This is a genomic window from Cupriavidus sp. 8B (genome assembly GCF_054589115.1).
Genome location: NZ_BAAILO010000098.1, coordinates 66,636 through 86,564, shown reverse-complemented (window position 1 = coordinate 86,564; position 19,929 = coordinate 66,636). Strand labels below are relative to the sequence as shown.

The window sequence follows — 19,929 nt, the reverse complement described above, 5'->3', positions numbered from 1 at the left end:
CCGCATCCGGGTCGCCTTCTTTGCCTACTTTCTTGGCGAGACAAGAAAGTAGGTCGCCTCCCCGCAGGGGAGGTGAAACTGCCTTTGACTTTAAGCAGTTGAGCTTTTGACCTTTTGACCTTTTGACCTTTTGACCTTTTGACGTCAAGCAGGCCAACACCACATCCAACGCCCGCCCTCTCCCCCGACCCCACTTGACACGGTTGCTCTCCCGCACGCGGGAGAGGGGAGCCACCCAGACAGCAAGAGTGAGCCCGCGCCACACCGGCAGCGGGCTTTTTTCTTTCATGCTGACGCCAAGGTTCTGATCGCCGCGGCATGCCTGAGCCCTTTGTTCAGCGAAGAAGGGCCGCATCCTGCTGACAAGGCAGCCCGTTGAAAGCCGGCCCCTTGAAAGCCAAGTCCCTGTGCTGGAGCCTTGACCGGCACCGACCCAGCACCGACCCTCGCGCATGCGGGCACGCCGGCCTATCACCCGATGGCAAGTGTTCGCGTGGTGGCTCTTCTCCGATGAATCGGATGACCGGGATGACCGAACACATCACCGTGCGGCGTGCCGGCGCCGGTGAAGCCGCCGCTTGCATCGAGCCGCGGGCCGACGTGCTGATCGATTGCGTGGAGGGTGGCGCGTCGGTGAGCTTCATGCTGCCGCTGCCGCGCGAGAAGGCCACGCAGTTCCGGCGCGGCGTGGCCGATGGCGTCGCGCGTGGCGAGCGCGTGCTGCTGATCGCGCAGGACGGCGAAGGACAGATCCTTGGCACCGATCATCCTGTCGATGCCTGTCAACCAGCCTCACCGCGGCGACGTGTTCTTCTACAAGCACCTCTGAGAGGTTCCGCGCAATCCGCGCTTCAGATCGTGACCTTGGCCGGCAATTCCACCGCACGCATGGCCTGCGCCGCGATCTCGAAGGAGCGCAGGCGGGCTTCATGATCGTAGATCTGCGCGGTGAGCATCAGCTCATCGGGTTGCAGTTCCTCGACGAAGGCGCGCAAGCCGTTGCGCACGCCTTCCGGATCGCCCACCACCGAGCACGCCAGCGAGCGCCGGATATGCGTGGCTTCGGTTTCCGTCCACAGCAGCTCGATATTGTCCACCGGGGGCCGGATCGGGCCAGGGCTGCCGCGCACCAGTGCCAGGAATTGCTGCTGCAGCGACGTGAACAGACGCCGAGCCTGCGCATCCGAATCCGCCGCGAACACATTCAGGCCCAGCATCACATGCGGCTTGGACCGTTGCTCGGACGGCTGGAAGGTCTTGCGATACAGGTCCACCGCCTGGCGCATGAAGCCCGGCGCGAAGTGCGAGGCAAACGCGAAAGGCAGGCCCATCGCGGCCGACAACTGCGCGCTGAACAAGCTGGACCCGAGCAGCCACAACGGCACCTTCAGGCCCGCGCCGGGCACCGCACGCAGGCGCTGGCCGGGACGCGGATCGTCGAAGTACGCCTGCAACTCCTCCACGTCCTGCGGGAAGGCATCGGCCGTATCTTGCGTGGCGCTGCGGCGCAGCGCCCGCGCGGTGGACTGGTCGGTGCCCGGCGCGCGGCCCAGGCCAAGGTCGATGCGGCCGGGGAAGAGCGACGCCAGCGTGCCGAACTGCTCTGCCACCACCAGCGGTGAATGGTTGGGCAGCATGATGCCGCCCGAACCCACGCGGATGGTGGAAGTGCCGTTGGCGACATAGCCGATCAGCACCGCCGTGGCTGCGCTGGCGATGCCAGGCATGTTGTGATGCTCGGCCAGCCAGAAGCGGCGGTAGCCCATCCGCTCGGCGTGCTGGGCAAGCGCGAGCGAATTGTGCATGGCCTGGCCGGCGTCGCCGCCTTCCACGATGGGCGACAGGTCAAGCAGGGAATAAGGGATCATGGCGAGCGACTGCGGCGCAGCAATTTATTGAACGATCACTATACTAATCACCACTGGCGTCACTGGCAACGGAAAAATATAATGACCACTATGAAAAAGAGTGTTTCCGGTGCGGGCCGCGGGCGGCCCAGGCAGTTCGATCGCGACGAGGCGCTGGGCCAGGCCTTGTCGCTGTTCTGGCGCTATGGCTATAGCTCCACTTCGATCTCCGCGCTCACCGAGGCCATGGCAATCACCGCGCCCAGCCTGTATGCCGCGTTCGGCAGCAAGGAGCAATTGTTCTACGAAGCCGTGGACCGCTATGCGGATACCCACGGCGCGCTGCTCTACGCGCCGCTGCAAGGCGCTGGCAGCGCGCATGACGCCGTGCACGGCCTGCTCGCCGGCGCGGCCGCCTTGTTCAGCGCCAAGGGCAACCCCGCCGGCTGCTTCCTGATGACCGGTACCAGTTGCTCGGCCGACTGCGCCTATATCGAAGACACGCTGCGCGAGCGCCGCAAGGAAAAGGAGCAAGCCATGCAGGCCTGCATCCAGCAGGGCATCCAGCGCGGCGAACTGCCGGCCGGCACCGATGCGTCCGCGCTGGCCAAATTCTTCAACACGGTAATGCAGGGGATGTCGATGCAGGCGCGCGATGGCGCGTCGCGCGCCGCGCTGGAATCGCTGGCGGCTACCGCGATGCTGGCGTGGCCGGTGAAGGCGGCAAAGAAGGCCAGACCGCGCGAAACACAGACCGCGTAGTGCGCTTGGGGCGCTTGGGGCGCATTTGGCGCGGCGCCCGTATCAAGCCGCCGGCTCGGGCCGGCGCCACAGCCACACCAGCACGCAAGCCATGCAGGCAATCGCCCCGTAGGCCAGCCAGGGCCGATGCATGCCGAACAGCAGCACGGCGCTGCAGAGGCTCATGGCCACCGTGGCGCTCCACTTGGCGCGGCGGCTCACCATGCGGCCGTTGTGCCAGTTGTAGAGCATCGGGCCAAACACGCGATGGCCAAGCAGCCACGCATGCAGGCGCGGCGACCCCTTGGCCGCGGCCCAGGCGGACAGCAGGATGAATTCGGTACTGGGCAGGCCGGGCACGAACAGCCCGAGGATGGCTACGCCGAGGCTCAGCAGCGCCAGCGCGGTCAATAGCGCGCGTGCCGTGCGGGTGCGCGCCAGCCGCAGCGGCGGGTCGCTCGTGTTGGGACGAGGCATCGGCGAAGCAGCGTCGGCGTCATCCAAGATCGATATCCCGCTGGAGCAAGTACGGCGCCGCGACAAAGCTGGCATAGCCGGCCCGGCTGGCAAACGGCCTGGCGCGCTCCGTCGGGCCGTGCATGCGCCCGCGCCCAAGGCGCTGCGACAGGGGAGGCTTGCCGGAGGTGGCGGCAACAGCTACGGCAACGGCGCAAGGCATGCAGCAATTCTCTCGGTTCTGACAGAGGGCAAGGCTGGCCCCATTGTCCACGCGGGAGATGCAGGTGGTCAACGCCTCGATGAACGTGTCAACGCCCGGCGCACGGGCACGCGCCATGGCGCGGATCCCGGCAATGCCGGCTCGCCTTCAATTGCCTGCGAGGGGTTGCATGTACACGAACAGCAAGCCTGCCTTGCCGTTCAACGCGAGGGTATGCAAACTGACGTGGCCACGCAGGCGTGCCGCCGCGCTCCGGACAATAGCCAGCCCAAGCCCGCTTCCCGGCTGCCCCGACCCGACAACCCGATAGAACGGGTCAAACACGCGGGCAAGCTCCTCTTCGGGGATGCCCGGCCCCGTGTCTTCCACTTCGAATATGGCGGCGTCGGCCATTCGATACAGCCGTACATCAACCTTGCCACCAGGTGGTGTGTACAGGACCGCATTGTCGATGGCATTGCGGACCAGCACGCGAAAGTCTTCCTGATTCCCGCGAATCGTCAGCGCCTCACCGACCTCCAGGCCAAGGTCGATATCCTTGGAATCCGCGAACGGGAATATCTCCCCAAGCGCATCGATGACCACAGCCTTGGTGTCGATGTCGTGACTGACCGTTGGCGGCCCTGCATCCTGCTCAGCCAGCAACAACAATTGTTCGACCAGGGAGCGCATGCGCGAAATGCTCTTCCCCAGAGGCGCGAGGCGAGCCAGGGCTGCGTTGGTAGTGTCTTCGACAGTCAGCGCATTCTCAAGCTGGAGCGTCATCGCCGTCACCGGCGAGCGCAGTTCGTGCGCCGCATCGGCGACGAACTGGCGTTGCTGCGCGATGGCCGACTGCAACCGCCCGAGCAGCCTGTTGGTCGCACTGACAAACGGCAGGATTTCCGATGGCACGCCCTGCGCGACCAGCGGCGCCAGATCCGTGTCGCCCTTCTTGTCGACCTCCGCAGCGAGTTGCTGCACTTTCCCTAGCAGGATCCGGATCAGGATTGCCGCCAGAAGTATCAGGACAGGGATCACGAACAACAGCGGAATCAGCGTGCGCAGCGCACTGTCGCGCGCAATCTCGTCTCGCGCCGAGGTTCGCTGCGCGACTGCCAGGCCATATTCCGCGCTCAGCGGCCTGACGTAGATGCGCCACGATTCCCCGTGCGAATCAATGGTGTGCAGACCATCGGATAGCTCGCCCGGCAGGGTCAGCGACAGGTCCGGCGTGACCACGCGGGTGGCTAGCTTGGATACCTTCAGCACCCAGATGCGCATCTCTGGCTCATCGGCCTGCGCAAACCCGCCTTGCGAAGACAGAGCCTTGGCATCGCCCGGCGAGACCAGCCAGGCGATCTCCCTGAGCTCGTCATCCTGCAGGTCGCGCGCCTCCTCAAAGGCAAACCAGAACGACGCCGCCGCCGCCACGAGCCCGATGACCAGGATCGTGCCGCAGATCGAGACGGACAACATCCATAGGAGTGAACGGTTCACCCCGCCTTTGGCACCATCCATCCCACCCCCCTGATATTCTTGATGACGCCCGCGTCGAGCTTTTTGCGGATTCCATGGATGAGGAATTCGATAGCGTTACTTTCGACTTCCTCGTTCCAGCCGTAGAGGCGCTCTTCGAGCTCATTGCGGGAGCGGATGACGCCGGGTCGGAGCAGGAACTCGCGCAGAAGCGCAAATTCGCGAGCCGACAGCTGGCGTTGGATCCCCTGGTACCAAACCTCGTGACTGGCCTGGTCCAGCGAGAGCGTGCCGTTGCAAAGGATTGGGGAGATCTCCTGGCCTTGCCGCCGCGTGAGGGCACGCAGCCGGGCCAGCAACTCGCCGATGTGAAACGGCTTGACCAGATAGTCATCCGCGCCGAGGTCCAGGCCGGCAATGCGGTCTTCTACCGCGCTGCGTGCCGTGATGACGAGGACCGGCACCGCATTTCCGTTCCTGCGTGCCTCGCGCAGTACCTCGAGGCCATCCTTTCCGGGAAGCCCCAGGTCCAGCAGAACCACCTCGTAGCGCTGGGTGCATAGCGCCGTAGCGGCCTGACGGCCATCCGTCGTCCAGTCCACCGCATAGCCCGCGTCCCGCAGAGTCTGGCAAATGGCCTCTCCGATAAGGGGGTCATCTTCTACCAGTAGCGTTCGCATCCGCCCCCCAGTTTTCGGTTGCTTGTCCATGCATGCCCGTGCGCAGCGTGCCAGTGGAGACTTAGCGCAGACTTAGCTGAGACTTAGCGGGCACTACCGCATAAGTCACTTCGATTTGCCCCCTGCTAAGTCCTCGCTAATTTTCGCTCCATATTCTCGCCCCCGCTTGTTGCCAACCACCATCCCGAGACCAACACCCGCTCACCTCATGGGAGTCTGAATCGGACGACGGAATCGACCAGAGGAGCCGAGGAATGAATGACGCAAATGCCACGCAGACGGCAAGACCGGGCTCGATGCCCCGGATTCTAGCCTCGTCCCGGGCATGGCTCCTCCCGGTATGCTGCGCGATCCTTTCTGCTTGTGCGTTCGACCACTATGACGCACGCCCAATCTCTGCCAGCTCGATTGCCAACACAATTGACGAGCGTTCACTAGCATCGGCAGGCTTGCGCGACTTCATTGCGCGGCATTCCCCGCCCTCAAGCGCCGGCCGGCCATCACCCCGCTGGAACCCGGATACCCTGACTCTTGCCGCCTTCTATTACAACCCGGACCTGGACATCGCGCGTGCCAGACTGGCGAGCACGGAAGCCAGCATGACGACCGCCGCGCAGCGGCCAAATCCGTCGCTGCAGCTGCCGTTGCAGGGCACCCTGAATCCCAAGGACGGGGACTCGCCATGGACGCTAGGCATTGCGCTGGACATCCCGATTCAGACTGCCGGCAAGCGCGGCTACCGGATAGACCAGGCGACGCACCTCGCAAGCGCGGCGCGCGACGACGTGGCAAATGTGGCCTGGAGCGTGCGAAGCCAGCTACGGACCCAGCTGTTGAACCTGTGGTTTGCGACTGCGCGCACGACGCTGCTCGAGCAGCAGCTGGCACTGTTCCAACGCATGAATGCCATCCTGGACAAGCGCGTCCATCTGGGCGAGGCCTCGGCATGGGAGCTGAATCAGCAGCGCCTGGCTCTTATCCAGGCCCAGGTGGACTTGCTGGACGCGCAGCGGCAGGCTGGCGCCGCCAGGATCCAGGTAGCCAATGTGCTTGGGTTGCGGCCGGGCGCGCTCGATGGCCTGGATATCGACCTTGCGGAGTTCGGGACACCTCATGCATCGGTCCCGGCCCCGGAAATCCGGCTGCAGGCGTTGCTGAACCGGGCCGACTTGCTATCCGGGCTAGCGCAATACGAGGCCAGTCAGGCCGCGTTGCAGCTGGAAATCGCCAGGCAATATCCGGACATCCATCTCGGCCCTGGCTATACCTTTGACCAAGGCCTGCACAAGCTTGGCTTCGACTTTGCCAATCTCGTGCTGCCAATCTTCAATCGCAACGAAGGGCCGATCGCAGAGGCGCGGGCGCGACGACTGGAAGCCGAAGCCCAGCTCAAGCGGCTTGAAGCCCGGGCGCTAGGCGAAACCGATGCCGCCATCGCAGCCTATCAAGCCACGCAGCGCATCGTGACAAGCAATGCGGAGCAGGTCAGTGCGCAAGGCCGCCAGCTCCGTGCAGCACGACGCGCCTTCGAAGCCGGACAGATTGACCGCATGGCGCTAACGCTTGCCGAACGGACTGAGCTTGCAGCGCGGCTTGCGCAGCAGGATGCCGAACTCCAGATGCAGCAGGCCATCGGCCGTCTGGAAAATGCTATCCAGCGTCCGCTCGCCGCTCCCGATGCGATCGCCAACCCGAACTACCAGGTCCAATGAGCATGACAAGAAAAACAATACTCAAGGGCATCCTGCTCTTGTCGCCGGCGATCCTGGCCGCGCTTGTGCTGGGTGGTTTCCTGCTGAGCAAGGGCGAGCAGGACAAGGAAGCGCAAAGCGAGGCGCCGGTCCCGAGCTCGGTCCGCGTCACGATGGCAGATGGCTTCACCACGCTGATGGTCGACGCTGCCATGCAGGCACGCAGCGGCTTCCAGGTGGATGCGCTGGCGCCCGCCGGCGCGACGACCGGACCCACTGCCTATGGCATTGCTCTCGACCTGCAACCCCTCATGGAAATGGCGAGCCGCTATGCCTCCGGCGTTGCCGAGCTGAACGCCGCCCAAGCTTCGCTCGACGCGTCGCGAGCTGACTATGAGCGTCTCCAGACGCTCAACGCAGACGCAAGCAATGTGTCGCTCAAGACAGTGCAAGCAGCGCGCGCAGTGCTTGCTTCGGCGACGGCAAGAGTCAATGCGGCACGCGCGGCAGTCGCCACCATTGCCAGCGCAGCTAGGCAGCAGTTCGGACCGGCACTTTCGGCCTGGGCATCGACGCCAGAATCTCCGGAGCTTGCCCCCTTCGTGGCACGCCGCCAAGTGTTGTTGCGCGTCGTCTTGCCGGCCGGGCCATCCGGAGCAGCCCCCGCGCTACTGAAAGTGACCACGGATGGCATGCCCGCGTTCGACGCTCGGCTGGTTTCGCCATCACCCCAGGCCGACCCCAGCATCCCGGGACAAGCTTACTTCTATCGCGCCGCCGTATCACTGGCTACCGGCATGCGCGTGACCGCAAACGCCCCGGCATCGTCGGCACAAAGAGACGGCCTGCTGGTGCCCGCTGGCGCCATCGTCTGGTATGGCGGTCAACCCTGGGCCTACGTCCAGTCCGACACTACGCACTTCCAGCGCCGGCCAGTCGACCCGCGCTCGCCGCAGGATGGGGACTTTGTCGTCACCGAAGGATTCAAGCCCGCCGACCGGGTCGTGGTCCGGGGCGCGCAACTATTGCTTTCCGAGGAATCCCGCGCACAGTTGGCGGGCCAGCAAGGTAACGACGCACGCTGACCCGATATGCTGACTTCCATTGTCAATTTCTCCGTCCGCCTGCGCGGCGTCATCTTTGCGCTCGCCTGCCTGCTCCTCGGCTACGGCATCTATGCCTTGCTCCAGAGCAAACTCGACGTCTTTCCGGAATTCACGCCACCGCTCGTTACCGTCCAGACGGAAGCCCCGGGGCTCTCGGCGGAGCAGGTCGAGCTGCTGGTCACCCAGCGCGTGGAGAACGCCTTGGGCGGCTCGATTGGGCTCGAATCCATGCGGTCCCAATCGATACAGGGCGTATCGGTCGTTACCCTGACGTTCAACGGCCAGACCGATATCCGCCGCGCCCGGCAGTTGGTGGCGGAGCATCTGGCAACCCTCACGGGCGAGCTGCCAGCGGGAGTACGCGCGCCGAAGATGACCCCTTTGAGCTCGGCGACCAGCATTGTGCTTGGGATAGGGCTGACGTCGGACACGCGTTCGCCCATGGAACTGCGCACTTTCGCCGAATGGACGCTAAAACCCCGGCTGTTGCGTCGCGCCGGGGTCTCGGACGTAAGTATCTACGGGGGCGAAATCAAGCAATACCAAGTCCAGGTCGACCCGCAAAAGCTGGTTCGGCTTGGCCTGTCGCTGCATGACGTGGTCAGCGCGACGCAACGCGCAACAGGCATCCGCGGTGCGGGCGTGCTCGAAACCCCGAACCAGCGCATTGTCCTCAACACCGTCGGCCAGACCGCGACCGCCGAGCAGTTGGGCCAGGTTGTGCTGCTACAGAAGAACGGCGCCGTGGTCCGGCTCGCGGATGTCGGCAAGGTCGTACTTGGCCAGGAATTGCCGGTCAGCGGCGCCAACGTCCAGGGCAAGCCGGGCGTCGTGCTGATGGTCAGCAACCAGTACGGCGCGGATACCGTGTCGGTGACCAAGAACGTCGAGGCAGCGCTGGCAGCCTTACAGCCAATGCTGGCGGCCAATGGTATCCAACTGCACGCTGACATCTTCAGGCCCGCCAATTTCATCGTCGCCTCGACCGACCACTTGCGCACTGCGCTGGTTGTGGGAGCGGCGCTGGTGGTCAGCGTCCTATTCCTATTTCTCTTCAACGTACGCACCGCCTTCATCTCAGCCACAGCCATCCCCCTCTCGCTGCTGGCCGCCGTCGTGGTACTGCACCACTTTGGCGTGGCACTGAATACGATGACGCTGGGAGGACTGGCCATCGCGCTGGGCGAGGTGGTGGACGATGCCATCATCGACGTCGAGAACATTTATCGTCGCTTGCGCGAGAACCGCCACCTGGCGACGCCGCTGCCCGCCATCACGGTTGTCGTCAACGCATCCACCGAGGTGCGAAGCGCGGTGATATACGCAACATTTACCGTCGCCACCGTCTTCCTGCCGGTGCTGAGCTTGTCCGGCGTCGCGGGCAAGCTGTTCGCGCCACTCGGGATGGCCTACATCCTGGCCATTATGTCGTCGCTGGTGGTCGCACTCACGCTGACCCCGGCGCTGTGTTATGCATTGCTGGCCAACCGTACCAGCGACGCGGAGGAGCCCCGCGTCTACCGGTGGCTCAAGGCCCGTTACGCAGCCATCCTCACCCATGTTGAACAGCACTGGATTGCCGTCGTCGTGGCATTTGCCGGCCTGGTGCTGGCGACCCTGGCAACGCTACCCTTCTTCAGCACGGAGTTTCTGCCGGAGCTGCGCGAAGGGCATTTCATCGCCCACATGCAGGCGACACCAGGCACGTCGTTGCAAGAATCTCTGCGTATCGGGGAGCGCGTCAGTCATGCGCTACTGGAGGTGCCGAAAATACGGAGCGTGGCGCAGCGGGTTGGACGAACCGCGCGCGGCATCGATGTCTTCGGCCCGCAATATAGCGAGTTCGAAATCGACCTGAAGCCTGGCCTGGATGCGGAGGCACAGGAACAGGCGCTGGCCGATTTACGGGACAAAATGGCGGGCTTTCCCGGCTTGACCTTTGCGACCGAAACCTTCCTGACCGAACGGGTCCAGGAAACCATTTCCGGCTACACGGCACCGGTCATCGTCAACGTGTTCGGCAATGACCTCGATATCCTGGACGGCCTGGCGCGACAGATGGCGCGCACGCTCAGCGCCACGCCGGGCGCGACCGGGGTGACGGTACAGTCTCCTCCCGAGATCCCCCAGCTAACCATCCGTCTGCGACAGGACCAGTTGACCCGCTGGGGCTTTGCACCGCTGGATGTGATGGAAGCCATCCAGACCGCTTACCAGGGCGCCGAAGTCGCCCAGGTCTATGAGGCAAACGCCGTCTTCAATGTGGCGGTGGTGCTCGCCAGCGAATCTCGCCGCACGCCGGCCCAGGTGGGCGGCTTGCCCCTGCGCAATGCCGACGGCATCATGGTGCCGCTAAGCCGCCTTGCGGACATCACGCAAACGACCGGCCGCTACCTCATTCTGCACGATGGCGGCCAACGGTTGCAGACCGTGACCGCGCATCTCAACGGTCCTTCGCTCGGTCAGTTTGTCGGTGAGGCTCAGCGACGCATTGCCGCCGACGTGAAGTTTCCGAAGGGCTATTACTTCGCCCTGTCGGGCGAGGCGCAGGCCCAGGCGCAAGCACAGCGGGACTTGCTGGTCTATTTCGCCATTGCGGCCGCCGGCATCGGCCTCCTTGTCTATCTGGCACTGCGCAGTTGGCGCGGCCTGGTCCTGGTCATGGCAAACCTGCCGTTCGCGCTGGTGGGTGGGGCGCTTACGGTGTTTGCCACGGGCGGACTGCTGTCGCTAGGGTCGATGGTCGGCTTCGTGACCCTGTTCGGCATCACGCTGCGCAACTCAATCATGCTCATCTCCCACTACCAGCATCTGGTGCAGGTCGAGGGCCACACGTGGAATTTGGAGACGGCAACGTTGGGAGCGACTGAGCGGCTGGCCCCCATCCTGATGACTGCGCTCGTTACCGGGCTTGGACTGTTGCCACTGGCGCTCCAGTCCGGCGAGCCGGGTAACGAGGTCGAGGGACCGATGGCGATTGTCATTCTTGGCGGGCTCTTCACCTCGACCGTGCTGAACCTGCTGGTATTGCCAACCCTGGCGCTTCGCTTCGGCAGATTTGACCGCCAGGAGCATGATGGCCAAGGCCCTCGCAGCCGTGAGGAACGCGGCGCTCACCCGCAGGTGCGAGGTCAGGTGTAAAGCGCCAGGTCACCGCCGTGTCCGAAAATTGTCATAGAGGCTTGCTACAACCGTCTATGGACAACTCGGTTGCGAGGATAGCCATGCCTGTAAAAGTGAGGGGATACTTGTCGCCAACGCTGGTCTTGCTCGCCTTTGACTGGCCGGAGGGCAAGGATCGCGACGATTTTCTGGGGTTCGCCGTCAAACGCACACCTGGCTTCTGGTCGGCGGAGGGCACAACACGCGAGGCGGCGAGCTGGCTTCCAAATCGGAACACGTTTCACGGCCCTGTACCGGCAGGCCAGCCCGACGTGCCGTCCAAGGACGCACCCATCCAGAAGTTCATGTGGTGGGACAATCGCATCGAGTCCGGTAAGCAGGAAGACCGCGCCGGCACTTTTTCCTACGTGGTCTATCCGGTCGTCGGCACGCCGGCAGCGCCAATGCTGCTGGATGGCAGAAGCGCCATCTGCGAGCTTAAGCTGCCGGCGCATGTTGAAGACGGTGTGGGCACGTGGTTCAACCGCGCTGTCATGCGCTCCCAAGCATTCAGTCGCAAGGTCCTGGCCATGGGGTTGGCGTCAAATCAGCCTCCGCCGCCTGACAAAGACCTGGAACTCAGAACGTGGCTGGCGAACGGGATGGAAAGAGCGATTCCCTCCGTATTGGACGGCGCCACCGTCGCAGTGGGTGCTGCCTATCATCTGACCGACAAGCTCTGGATCATTCCCCAGCTCCGTCAGTTCTCGTCCGACCATGGTCATGAGGCAACGCTCGTCTACGATGCCCACCCGGTCAAGCAAGGGAATGCGCCGGCAAAACCGACGCCGAATGCGGATGCCGTCCGTGAGCTGGGCCACGATGTTGAGTTCTGCCCGCGGGACAAGACGAACATCATGCATGACAAGATTCTGGTCACGAACACAGGGGCCAGCAAGCCAGCCAGGGTACTGATGGGCTCTGCGAACTTTACGACCGAGGGTCTCACACAGCAGGCGAATCTATTACACACCTTCGCGTCGGAGGAGTTAGCTGCCCTCTACAACGAGCGGCTCGCGGCCATGGCTTCCAACCCTGGCCTTGCCGCAACTGCCAGTCTGACCCAGGATTGGTCGCCCTCCATCCAGGTAGGCAGCGTGACCAAAGTGCGAGCCATCTTCTCACCCGAGCCGACTGGCAGCCAGGTTCAGACCGAGACCATCATCGCGGCAATCGGCGCTGCGCAGCACTCGGTTCTCTTCTGTATGTTCTCCCCAACGGATGAACCACTCATCAACGCGTGTTTCAGCAAGGGCGACGAGGGCAAGATGATGTTCGGCCTCGTGAACCGCCTCAGCCGGAACACCGGTACCATACACTTGAAGGCAAACGCCTCTGGCAAGCCGGTTACGCAGGCACAACTGGCTGCGATCGAGCTCTACCATCGTTCGAAGGCCAAGCGGGACGTGGTTGACGGCATGTACTTCACCAAGGACGCGGTACCGGACGGCTACGAGCCTGAGCTTCCGGTCTATCCGGGTGAACAGCCCCCGCCTTATCCGCCGGTCATCATCCACCACAAGTTCATCATCATCGACGCCGAGGGTGCCGACCCCATCGTCTACACCGGCTCGGCCAACATGAGCGAAAACTCACTGCACCACAATGACGAGAACTTGCTGGAGATCCGCAGTCCGAAAATTGCTGCCATCTACCTGGCCGAATTCATGCGGCTGTATGAGCATTTTCGCGCGCGGGCCATCGCGATTGAAGTCGGCAAGGATCCCGCACGCAAGCTGGATTTGACCCTCGCGCCCGATGCAAGGTGGGCAAGGAAGTACTACGTGGAAGGTAGTCCGGAATCCAAGGCGCGTAAGGCGATGGCCCAGTGACACAGGTCGGGGGTCGGGGGTCGGGGTAGACCTGACCGTGCGTGCGTCGAGACGCTAGAGCTCCACCTTCAGGAGTCTCGTGCTGCTTCCAGCTGTCACGGAGAACTCCGCAGACGCTCGTAATTCCAGTGGTAAAGCAGCCAGCTCGACTGGCGCGAATCCAAGCCGCGAGAAGTAGCGATTCGCGTCGAGGACAAAGCGCAGCAAGCACGCCAGGCCCACTTCACGCAAGTCCACAACCAATACAAAAGAGCCATCCCTCAGGATGGCTCCGGCAACCCCGCGACAATACGTCCACCGAACCGAGCACCTGAAGCCGAACACTCTGTGGCATCCGTGCCGTCTTAAAGAAATGCCGCTGTTGGACGTGCAATCAAATCGGCGTGTGGCCCACCCCAATGGTCCAAACGCAGAAATGCTTCTTCAGAATTCTTTAGCTGCGATTTGATGCGGGCAAATGATAGTGCCCCTGTATTGCAGCAATAAGACATTGCGCAAGGCAACCATTCGCGCAACCGCGCGAATACCAGCGGTCGCGCGTGCTTTATGCGATGCACTCTCAGCCACGTTCTGCGGCGAGCAAAATTGTGCGCATGACGCGACTTGTACAACCCGCTCCGGCTCTCGCCCTTTGCCACGGACAAGACCCGGAGGCTTGCAAGGTCATCCTACCCTGCTCGGCAAATAACATATACTCCCCCATACTATATTTGAGGAGAAGCCATGAGCCACACAATCCGCGAGAAACAAAAGCTGCTGAACCGGGTGCGTCGTATCCGTGGCCAGATCGATGCCATCGAACGCGCACTCGAGGAAGAGCAAGGTTGCGTGGACGTGCTGCAGCAGATCACGAGCTGCCGTGGGGCCATGAACGGCCTCCTGGCGGTGGTACTGGAAGACCACATCCGCACGCACCTTGTCGAAGCCGAACCTGCCCATGGTGACGCCGAGGGCGACGCCAAGGAACAACTGATCGAGGTTGTGCATAGCTACTTTAAGTGAGCCCGCGATGAGCAATTTCTACGACGCCCCGTTTGGGGCAGGCCATGACCACGTGTTCCTGGGCGCCGGACACGAGAAGAACGAGCGCAAGACGTGGGCCGTGATTGTCCTCTGTGCCCTCATGATGATTGTCGAAATCGTCGGTGGCAGCGTGTTCGGTTCACTGGCCCTGGTTGCGGACGGGCTGCATATGTCGACGCATGCCGGCGCCATGCTGATCGCCGCGCTTGCCTACACCTACGCGCGCCGGCACGCCAATGACTCGCGTTTCGTTTTTGGCACCGGCAAGCTGGGCGACCTCGCTGGCTTCACCAGTGCCATCATCCTGGCCATGATTGCCTTGCTGATTGCCTATGAAGCCGTCGCGCGATTCTTCTCACCCGTTCCGATTCACTTTGACGAAGCCATTCCCATTGCTGTCGTCGGCTTGCTGGTGAATATCGCGAGTGCCTGGCTGTTGAGCGGCGGCGACCATCATGGGCACAGCCATGGCCATGGTCATGGACACGCGCACGGCGACGAGCATGGCCATGATGATGAGGAGGTAAAGCATATCTCCACGCCGGCGGGCGACTTCGCGCTCTCCATCTTCGAAGATGGCGTGCCACCGGTATTTCGCCTCAGGGCAGAAACGGCAAGCGTGGCGCTACCGGTCAACGCGGTGACCGTGACCACCATCCGGCCAGACGGTAGCCGGCAGGAGTTTGCGTTATTGCGCAAGGCCGGCTACCTGGAGTCCGCGACTGAGATTGCCGAGCCGCATGCTTTCATCGCGGTGGTCGGCCTTGCCGGCAGCGAGCACACCGTAGAATTCGAAGAGCACGACCACGGCCACGAGGATGGGCACGGCGCACACCACCGAGACCACAACATGCGTGCCGCCTACATCCACGTTGTCGCCGATGCAGCCGTCTCCGTGCTGGCTATCATCGGCCTGCTGCTGGCCAAGACATTTGGCTGGCTCTGGATGGACCCGCTCGCCGGTGTCGTGGGCGCGCTGGTGATTGCCAACTGGTCCTATGGCCTTATCCGTGACACCGGCGGCATCCTGGTCGATCTCAACCCGGACCAGCGCATTGCGGGCAAGCTCAAGGCGGCAATCGAGGCCGATGGCGACAGGCTGGTCGACCTGCACGTCTGGCGCGTTGGCCCGGGCCATCTGAGTGCCGTGGTCTCCGTAGTCACCACCGCGCCCCAGCGCGGGCCGCGGTACTACCACGCCCGCCTAAGGCAATTCCGGAGCTTGTCGCACATCACCGTCGAAGTGAACGCTGCGGTTACTGCGTGATGAAACTGGCGCACAAGCCCGTGCTCGAACATCGCGGAACAACGCATCGAACGCCACCCGCCCACGCGCACGTGCTGCGTTCGATACCGCCAAGGCATGCATGACTATTTCGTATGACGGGCCAGTTCTTATGTCCACATCGGCACCCTATACTTCCTGCTGAGAAGGTGGGGGTTCTCTGGTGTGAATGCAGGAGAACAACATGAAACCGTTGAAGAAGGCAGTAGTAGCAGTTGCATCGTTTGCGGCGCTTGGTGCCGCGGCAGGTATTGCAAGCGCAGGGGTACGGCCGGTTGATCCATACACGGACGGCGCCAGGCTTGGGCAGATCCAGGCAAACGCAGGTTCCGTCCCCGCAGGCATGCACAGGCCGGACGGGTGCTCCGACGGGGCGTACACGTCCACGGGTCCGCACTCCCCTTTTACTGATGCTAGCAACGGGGCTTCGGTGAGCGCTGGCCGGGTGGCCGCAACCCTCCCCGAGCTGCTGGCAATAGCCAGGCCAAAAGACTGCGCCCCGAATTGTGGTGGTGAACGGCAAGTTGAAGGCACCGAAGGTACCTGAACACGGGCCGCGCACGGCACGGGGTCCCGGGGCAGGACCCGAGCGGAGCCGCACGCGCAAAAAACCCGCCGCGCGCGGCCCCACTCGGTATACTCCCAGGCACGTTTATCTCATGCCTGCAGACCGCCCATCGTGTCCAACTCCTCCGCGCGCAAGACCGCCGCGCAAAAACCCGCCGCCGCCGATTACGATTTCACCGAGCAAGTGGGGCACCTGCTGCGGCGCGCCTACCAGCGCCATGTGGCGATCTTCCAGCAGACCATTGCCGATTCGCAGCTGACCGCGGCGCAGTTCGTGGTGATGTGCGCGGTCAACGAGCGCGGCTCGTGCTCGCTCAGCGAGATTGTGCGGGCCACCGCCATCGACCAGGCCACCGTGCGCGGCATCATCGAGCGCCTCAAGGCACGCGAGCTGGTGGCGGTTTCGCACGACACCAACGACCGCCGCAAGGTGGTGGTCACGGTGACGCCGGCCGGCCATGCGCTGATCGAGGAAACCGTGCCGTTCGCGCACAAGATCTCCGAGCAGACCTTTGGCGACCTCAATCCCGCCGAGCGGGTGGCCATCACCTACCTGCTGCGCAAGATGAGCGAGTTCGACGAGCGCGACGAGCGCGGCAATGCACCGGACGGCGAGCCGGAGTAGCCTGCCTCAGGCTGGCTGGCCGAGCTTGCCGGCCAATGCCGCGAGGACCGTCTCCGGCGTGAAGGGCGCGCGCCGCAGCCGCACCCCCGTGGCATCGAACAGCGCATTGGCAATCGCCGGCGCACCCGGCAGCGATGCGGATTCGCCCGCGCCCATCGGCGCCTCCTCCTGGCGCGGCATCAGCAGCACCTCAATGGGCGGCAGCTCGGGGAAAGTCAGCAGCGGATAGCTGCCCCATTCGCGGCTGGCCACGCCGGCGGCGTCAAAGCGCACCTGTTCCTTGAGCACGCGGCCAAGCGCCTGCACCACATTGCCCTGCACCTGGTGGCGCACGCCGTCGGGGTTGACCATCATGCCGGTGTCTTGCGCCACCACCAGCCGCTCCACCACGATCTGGCCGGTATCGCGTGCCACCGTCAGGTCCACCACCCAGGCGGACCAGGCGGCGCCGAAGCCCGGGAATTTGCTGTGGATATAGCGGGCATAGGCCACGCCGCGCCCGCGCAGCAGCCCATCCGCATCCGGCTGGCCACGCGTGCCGCGCGCGCCTTCGCGCCAGCCGGCATGCGCCGCCAGCGCGCGCAGCAAGTCCGTGGCGCGCTCGTCGGGCAGGTGGCGCAGGCGGAAGGCCAGCGGATCGGCGTCGGCCTCATGCGCGAGCTCGTCGATAAAGGATTCGTGCGCGAACACGTTGGGCAAGGCCGAGACGCCGCGCAGCCAGGAGGCACGCACGATGGCGGGCGTGTCGTCGCAGCCGATCCGCGTGGCGGCGTAGCGATAAGGTGGCACTGCGGTGCGGTCGCCCATTTGCAGCATGCGTGGCGCGTTGTCGACCACGCCGGTCAGCAGCAGCGCCAGCGTGGGTGCGTCGTTGGACGGATAGCGACTGACAAAATCGTAGGCAAGCAACGCACCATCGGGGCCGATGGCGCCGCGCACGTCCATCAGCTGCGCCGCGCCCTTGGGCTCCCAGAGATGTTCCTGCTCGCGGCTGAGCTGCACGCGCACCGGGCGCCCCACCGCGCGCGACAGCAGCACGGCATCGGCACAAACGTCGTCGGCGCAATTGCGGCCATAGCAGCCGGCGGCTTCCATCCGCACGATCTCGATGCGGCCTTCGTCCAGGCCGGTCAGGCGCGCCAGGTCGATGCGCAGTACATGCGGGTTCTGCGTGCCGGACCAAACGGTGAGGCCCCCCTCCCGATAGTCCGCCACGGCGCAGGACGGGCCGATGGACCCGTGCATCTGGTAGGGCCACGCATAGCCGCGCGACAGCACGCGGCCCGCACTATCCGTGCTATCCGCGGCATCGAACGCGCCTTGCGCATCGCCCTCGTCCACCAGCGTGCGGCGTGTCGCCGGATTGGCGCGCAGCGCGGCCTCGGCGTCTTCCGGCTCGGTGAGCGGGGGCAGCGGCGGCACTGGCTTCCAGTCCACGCGCAGGCGGCGCGCCGCCTGCATGGCTTGCTCCTCGCGCTGCGCGACCACGCCGATGAAATCGCCCTGCACGACCACGTCGACGACACCGGGTACGTCGCGGATCGATGCGCGGTCGACGCCGCGCAGGCTGGTGCCCACAAAGACTCCGCTATCGCGCCCCGCGTAAGGCGGGCGCACCACGCGGCCGTGCAGCATGCCGGGCACGCGCACGTCGTGCACGAAGGTGAGTTGCGCCGTGGCCTTGGCGGGAATATCCACGCGCGGCGCGGCGCGCCCGACCACGCGGTATTCGCTGACCGGCTTGGTGGCGGTGGCGTCGGCCAGCGGCAGTTCGATATGCTCGCCGGCCAGCAGGTCGCCGTAGGCGAGGCCTTCGGCTTTGTCATTGCCTTCACTGCGCAAGCGCAGGCGGCCGTCCTCGGCGATCAGCGCTTCGGGCGACACGCCAAGACGCAGCGCCGCGCGCTCGCGCAGCCAGGCCATGGCCTGCGCCGCAGCGCGGCGCAGCGGCAGTGCGGAGATCTGGATGGTGGCGCTGGCAATGGTGGGGCCCTGGTTGGGCGTTGCCTCGGTGTGGCCCAGCGTCATCGCCACGCGCGCCGCCGGCACCTCCAGTTCCTCGGCCACGATCTGCGCCAGCGAGGTGCGGATGCCGGTGCCCAGGTCAACGTGCCCGTTGAAGGCCAGGATCTCGCCGGTGTCCCGCACCGCCACGAAGATGTCCGGCTGCGCGGCGATGTAGTCGGAGGCCGCGCCGGGCTGGCCGGGCGCGGGCCGGGGCGCGGCCTGCGGCGAGCGCGTCACCAGCAGCACGCCGCGAGCCCGCAGCAGGGCGTCGCGCTGCGCGCGGGGGGAGATCGGCGCCGTTGCGGGAGGAGACGCGGACTGGGGTCCGTTGCCGGGGGTCGTTTCCATTCGTTCCATGTCTCAGGTGGGCACGCTGGCGGACTGCCGGATTCCGGTGCCGCCGGCCTTGGCCGTTATACTGCCAGCCTCGAACAAGCAATACGTATCAAACATATGAGCACCCCGACCGCTAAGAAAAGCGCGGCAGCCGGAACCCGGGCCCGGCAAGCTCAGGACACCCGAGCCAAGATCCTCAAGGCAGCCATCAAGGTCTTCGCCTTGCGCGGCTACGAAGGCGGGCGCGTGGAGAAAATCTCTTCGCTGGCCAAGACCTACGACCGCATGATCTATTACTACTTCGGCAGCAAGGAAAAGCTGTTCGTCGAAGTGCTCGAAACCATCTACATCCAGCTCAACGAGGCCGAGCAGGCGCTCAAGCTCGACCCCGAGGACCCGGTGCGCGCGCTGACCCAGCTGATCGACTTCGTCTGGGCCTATTACCTCGAGCACCCAGAGTTCGTCGCCATCCTGTCCAGCGAGAACATGAGCCAGGGCAAGCACGCCAAGAAGTCGAGCCGGCTGCGGGAGATCTCCAGCTACGCCCTCTCGGTACTCGATGGCATCCTGGCGCGCGGCAAGGCTGCCGGGCTGTTCCAGCCCGATGTGCTGGCCCGCGATATCTACCTGGTGATCGCGTCGCTGGGCTACTTCTACAACTCGAATCATCATACGCTCAGCGCATTCCTTGGCGAGCCCATGATGAGCAAGCCGGCGCTGGAGCACTGGCGCAATGTGATCCAGCGTACGGTGCTGAGCACGGTCTGCGTGCCGGGCACCGGCACCGCCCCGGCTGGCGAGACGCTGGCCGAAACCGACGCGGCGGCACCCGCCGCCCGCAAGAAGCCGGCGCGCGCCAAGCGCGCCTGAGCCTCGCATCCGGCGGTCAT

The 19,929-nt window shown here is 64.4% G+C and carries 16 protein-coding genes and 1 pseudogene; 10 read left to right on the top strand and 7 right to left on the bottom strand.

Features of this window, described 5'->3' with window-relative positions; genetic code table 11:
* On the bottom strand, positions 1 to 289 hold a 289-nt coding region (locus tag ACYP5B_RS09940), incomplete at its 3' end, for a hypothetical protein (RefSeq protein WP_459569463.1).
* A 239-nt stretch (positions 290 to 528) separates the two neighbouring features.
* On the opposite strand from ACYP5B_RS09940, the pseudogene ACYP5B_RS09935 reads away from it, so the two are divergent.
* Positions 529 to 808: pseudogene (locus ACYP5B_RS09935) on the top strand (GNAT family N-acetyltransferase); the annotation flags it as partial.
* A 43-nt stretch (positions 809 to 851) separates the two neighbouring features.
* Here ACYP5B_RS09935 and ACYP5B_RS09930 read toward each other — a convergent pair.
* Positions 852 to 1,868 (bottom strand): LLM class flavin-dependent oxidoreductase, encoded by a 1,017-nt coding sequence (locus ACYP5B_RS09930; protein WP_459569462.1) that lies wholly within the window; start codon positions 1,866 to 1,868, stop codon positions 852 to 854.
* Between the two features lie 81 nt (positions 1,869 to 1,949).
* Here ACYP5B_RS09930 and ACYP5B_RS09925 point away from each other — a divergent pair, with 81 nt between their 5' ends.
* Positions 1,950 to 2,609 (top strand): TetR/AcrR family transcriptional regulator, encoded by a 660-nt coding sequence (locus ACYP5B_RS09925; RefSeq protein ID WP_318236791.1) that lies wholly within the window; start codon positions 1,950 to 1,952, stop codon positions 2,607 to 2,609.
* Between the two features lie 42 nt (positions 2,610 to 2,651).
* Here the strand turns inward: ACYP5B_RS09925 and ACYP5B_RS09920 are convergent, their stop codons facing one another.
* Genes ACYP5B_RS09920 through ACYP5B_RS09905 form a run of 4 tightly spaced genes read right to left on the bottom strand, consistent with a single transcriptional unit; the run spans position 2,652 to position 5,405 of the window.
* Positions 2,652 to 3,092, bottom strand: a complete 441-nt coding sequence (locus tag ACYP5B_RS09920; protein WP_318236792.1) for a YbaN family protein — start codon at positions 3,090 to 3,092, stop codon at positions 2,652 to 2,654.
* Positions 3,085 to 3,384 (bottom strand): hypothetical protein, encoded by a 300-nt coding sequence (locus ACYP5B_RS09915; protein ID WP_459569461.1) that lies wholly within the window; start codon positions 3,382 to 3,384, stop codon positions 3,085 to 3,087. The genes ACYP5B_RS09920 and ACYP5B_RS09915 overlap by 8 nt, the downstream gene beginning before the upstream one ends.
* Positions 3,385 to 3,414: 30 nt before the next feature.
* On the bottom strand, positions 3,415 to 4,746 hold the full coding sequence (locus ACYP5B_RS09910) for an ATP-binding protein (protein ID WP_459569460.1): 1,332 nt from the start codon (positions 4,744 to 4,746) through the stop codon (positions 3,415 to 3,417).
* Complete coding sequence (locus ACYP5B_RS09905) at positions 4,743 to 5,405, bottom strand: response regulator transcription factor (RefSeq protein ID WP_400093768.1); 663 nt, start codon at positions 5,403 to 5,405, stop codon at positions 4,743 to 4,745. The genes ACYP5B_RS09910 and ACYP5B_RS09905 overlap by 4 nt, the downstream gene beginning before the upstream one ends.
* 449 nt (positions 5,406 to 5,854) lie before the next feature.
* Here ACYP5B_RS09905 and ACYP5B_RS09900 point away from each other — a divergent pair, with 449 nt between their 5' ends.
* The 7 genes from ACYP5B_RS09900 to ACYP5B_RS09870 all read left to right on the top strand — a co-directional run bounded on the left by ACYP5B_RS09900 (position 5,855) and on the right by ACYP5B_RS09870 (position 16,696).
* Positions 5,855 to 7,117 carry a TolC family protein gene (locus ACYP5B_RS09900; protein WP_459569459.1) on the top strand — a complete coding sequence of 421 codons (1,263 nt, stop codon included), beginning with the start codon at positions 5,855 to 5,857 and terminating at the stop codon, positions 7,115 to 7,117.
* 2 nt (positions 7,118 to 7,119) lie between these two features.
* Positions 7,120 to 8,181, top strand: coding sequence for an efflux RND transporter periplasmic adaptor subunit (locus ACYP5B_RS09895; protein ID WP_459569458.1), 1,062 nt, complete (start codon positions 7,120 to 7,122; stop codon positions 8,179 to 8,181).
* A gap of 6 nt (positions 8,182 to 8,187) precedes the next feature.
* Positions 8,188 to 11,343, top strand: a complete 3,156-nt coding sequence (locus ACYP5B_RS09890; RefSeq protein WP_459569457.1) for an efflux RND transporter permease subunit — start codon at positions 8,188 to 8,190, stop codon at positions 11,341 to 11,343.
* An 83-nt stretch (positions 11,344 to 11,426) separates the two neighbouring features.
* Positions 11,427 to 13,196, top strand: coding sequence for a phospholipase D-like domain-containing protein (locus ACYP5B_RS09885; RefSeq protein ID WP_459569456.1), 1,770 nt, complete (start codon positions 11,427 to 11,429; stop codon positions 13,194 to 13,196).
* A 723-nt stretch (positions 13,197 to 13,919) separates the two neighbouring features.
* Positions 13,920 to 14,198, top strand: a complete 279-nt coding sequence (locus ACYP5B_RS09880) for a metal/formaldehyde-sensitive transcriptional repressor (protein WP_459569455.1) — start codon at positions 13,920 to 13,922, stop codon at positions 14,196 to 14,198.
* A gap of 7 nt (positions 14,199 to 14,205) precedes the next feature.
* A complete protein-coding gene (dmeF, locus tag ACYP5B_RS09875; protein WP_459569454.1) occupies positions 14,206 to 15,486 on the top strand; it encodes a CDF family Co(II)/Ni(II) efflux transporter DmeF in 1,281 nt (426 codons plus the stop codon).
* Positions 15,487 to 16,183: 697 nt separating this feature from the next.
* The gene (locus ACYP5B_RS09870) at positions 16,184 to 16,696 is read left to right on the top strand and encodes a MarR family winged helix-turn-helix transcriptional regulator (RefSeq protein WP_150992356.1); all 513 of its coding nucleotides are present in this window, start codon (positions 16,184 to 16,186) and stop codon (positions 16,694 to 16,696) included.
* A 6-nt stretch (positions 16,697 to 16,702) separates the two neighbouring features.
* On the opposite strand, the gene ACYP5B_RS09865 is transcribed toward ACYP5B_RS09870, so the two are convergent.
* Positions 16,703 to 19,051 (bottom strand): xanthine dehydrogenase family protein molybdopterin-binding subunit, encoded by a 2,349-nt coding sequence (locus ACYP5B_RS09865; protein WP_459569453.1) that lies wholly within the window; start codon positions 19,049 to 19,051, stop codon positions 16,703 to 16,705.
* Positions 19,052 to 19,156: 105 nt separating this feature from the next.
* On the opposite strand from ACYP5B_RS09865, the gene ACYP5B_RS09860 reads away from it, so the two are divergent.
* Complete coding sequence (locus ACYP5B_RS09860) at positions 19,157 to 19,909, top strand: TetR/AcrR family transcriptional regulator (protein ID WP_459569452.1); 753 nt, start codon at positions 19,157 to 19,159, stop codon at positions 19,907 to 19,909.
* Positions 19,910 to 19,929: the final 20 nt, after the last annotated feature.

Excerpts from the sequence above, each read along its gene's own strand:
- ACYP5B_RS09930 (WP_459569462.1), bottom strand. The coding sequence starts at position 1,868 with ATGATCCCTTATTCCCTGCTTGACCTGTCGCCCATCGTGGAAGGCGGC.
- ACYP5B_RS09925 (WP_318236791.1), top strand. The coding sequence starts at position 1,950 with ATGACCACTATGAAAAAGAGTGTTTCCGGTGCGGGCCGCGGGCGGCCC.
- ACYP5B_RS09915 (WP_459569461.1), bottom strand. The coding sequence starts at position 3,384 with ATGGCGCGTGCCCGTGCGCCGGGCGTTGACACGTTCATCGAGGCGTTG.
- ACYP5B_RS09905 (WP_400093768.1), bottom strand. The coding sequence starts at position 5,405 with ATGCGAACGCTACTGGTAGAAGATGACCCCCTTATCGGAGAGGCCATT.
- ACYP5B_RS09895 (WP_459569458.1), top strand. The coding sequence starts at position 7,120 with ATGACAAGAAAAACAATACTCAAGGGCATCCTGCTCTTGTCGCCGGCG.
- ACYP5B_RS09890 (WP_459569457.1), top strand. The coding sequence starts at position 8,188 with ATGCTGACTTCCATTGTCAATTTCTCCGTCCGCCTGCGCGGCGTCATC.
- ACYP5B_RS09885 (WP_459569456.1), top strand. The coding sequence starts at position 11,427 with ATGCCTGTAAAAGTGAGGGGATACTTGTCGCCAACGCTGGTCTTGCTC.
- ACYP5B_RS09880 (WP_459569455.1), top strand. The coding sequence starts at position 13,920 with ATGAGCCACACAATCCGCGAGAAACAAAAGCTGCTGAACCGGGTGCGT.
- dmeF (WP_459569454.1), top strand. The coding sequence starts at position 14,206 with ATGAGCAATTTCTACGACGCCCCGTTTGGGGCAGGCCATGACCACGTG.
- ACYP5B_RS09865 (WP_459569453.1), bottom strand. The coding sequence starts at position 19,051 with ATGGAAACGACCCCCGGCAACGGACCCCAGTCCGCGTCTCCTCCCGCA.
- ACYP5B_RS09860 (WP_459569452.1), top strand. The coding sequence starts at position 19,157 with ATGAGCACCCCGACCGCTAAGAAAAGCGCGGCAGCCGGAACCCGGGCC.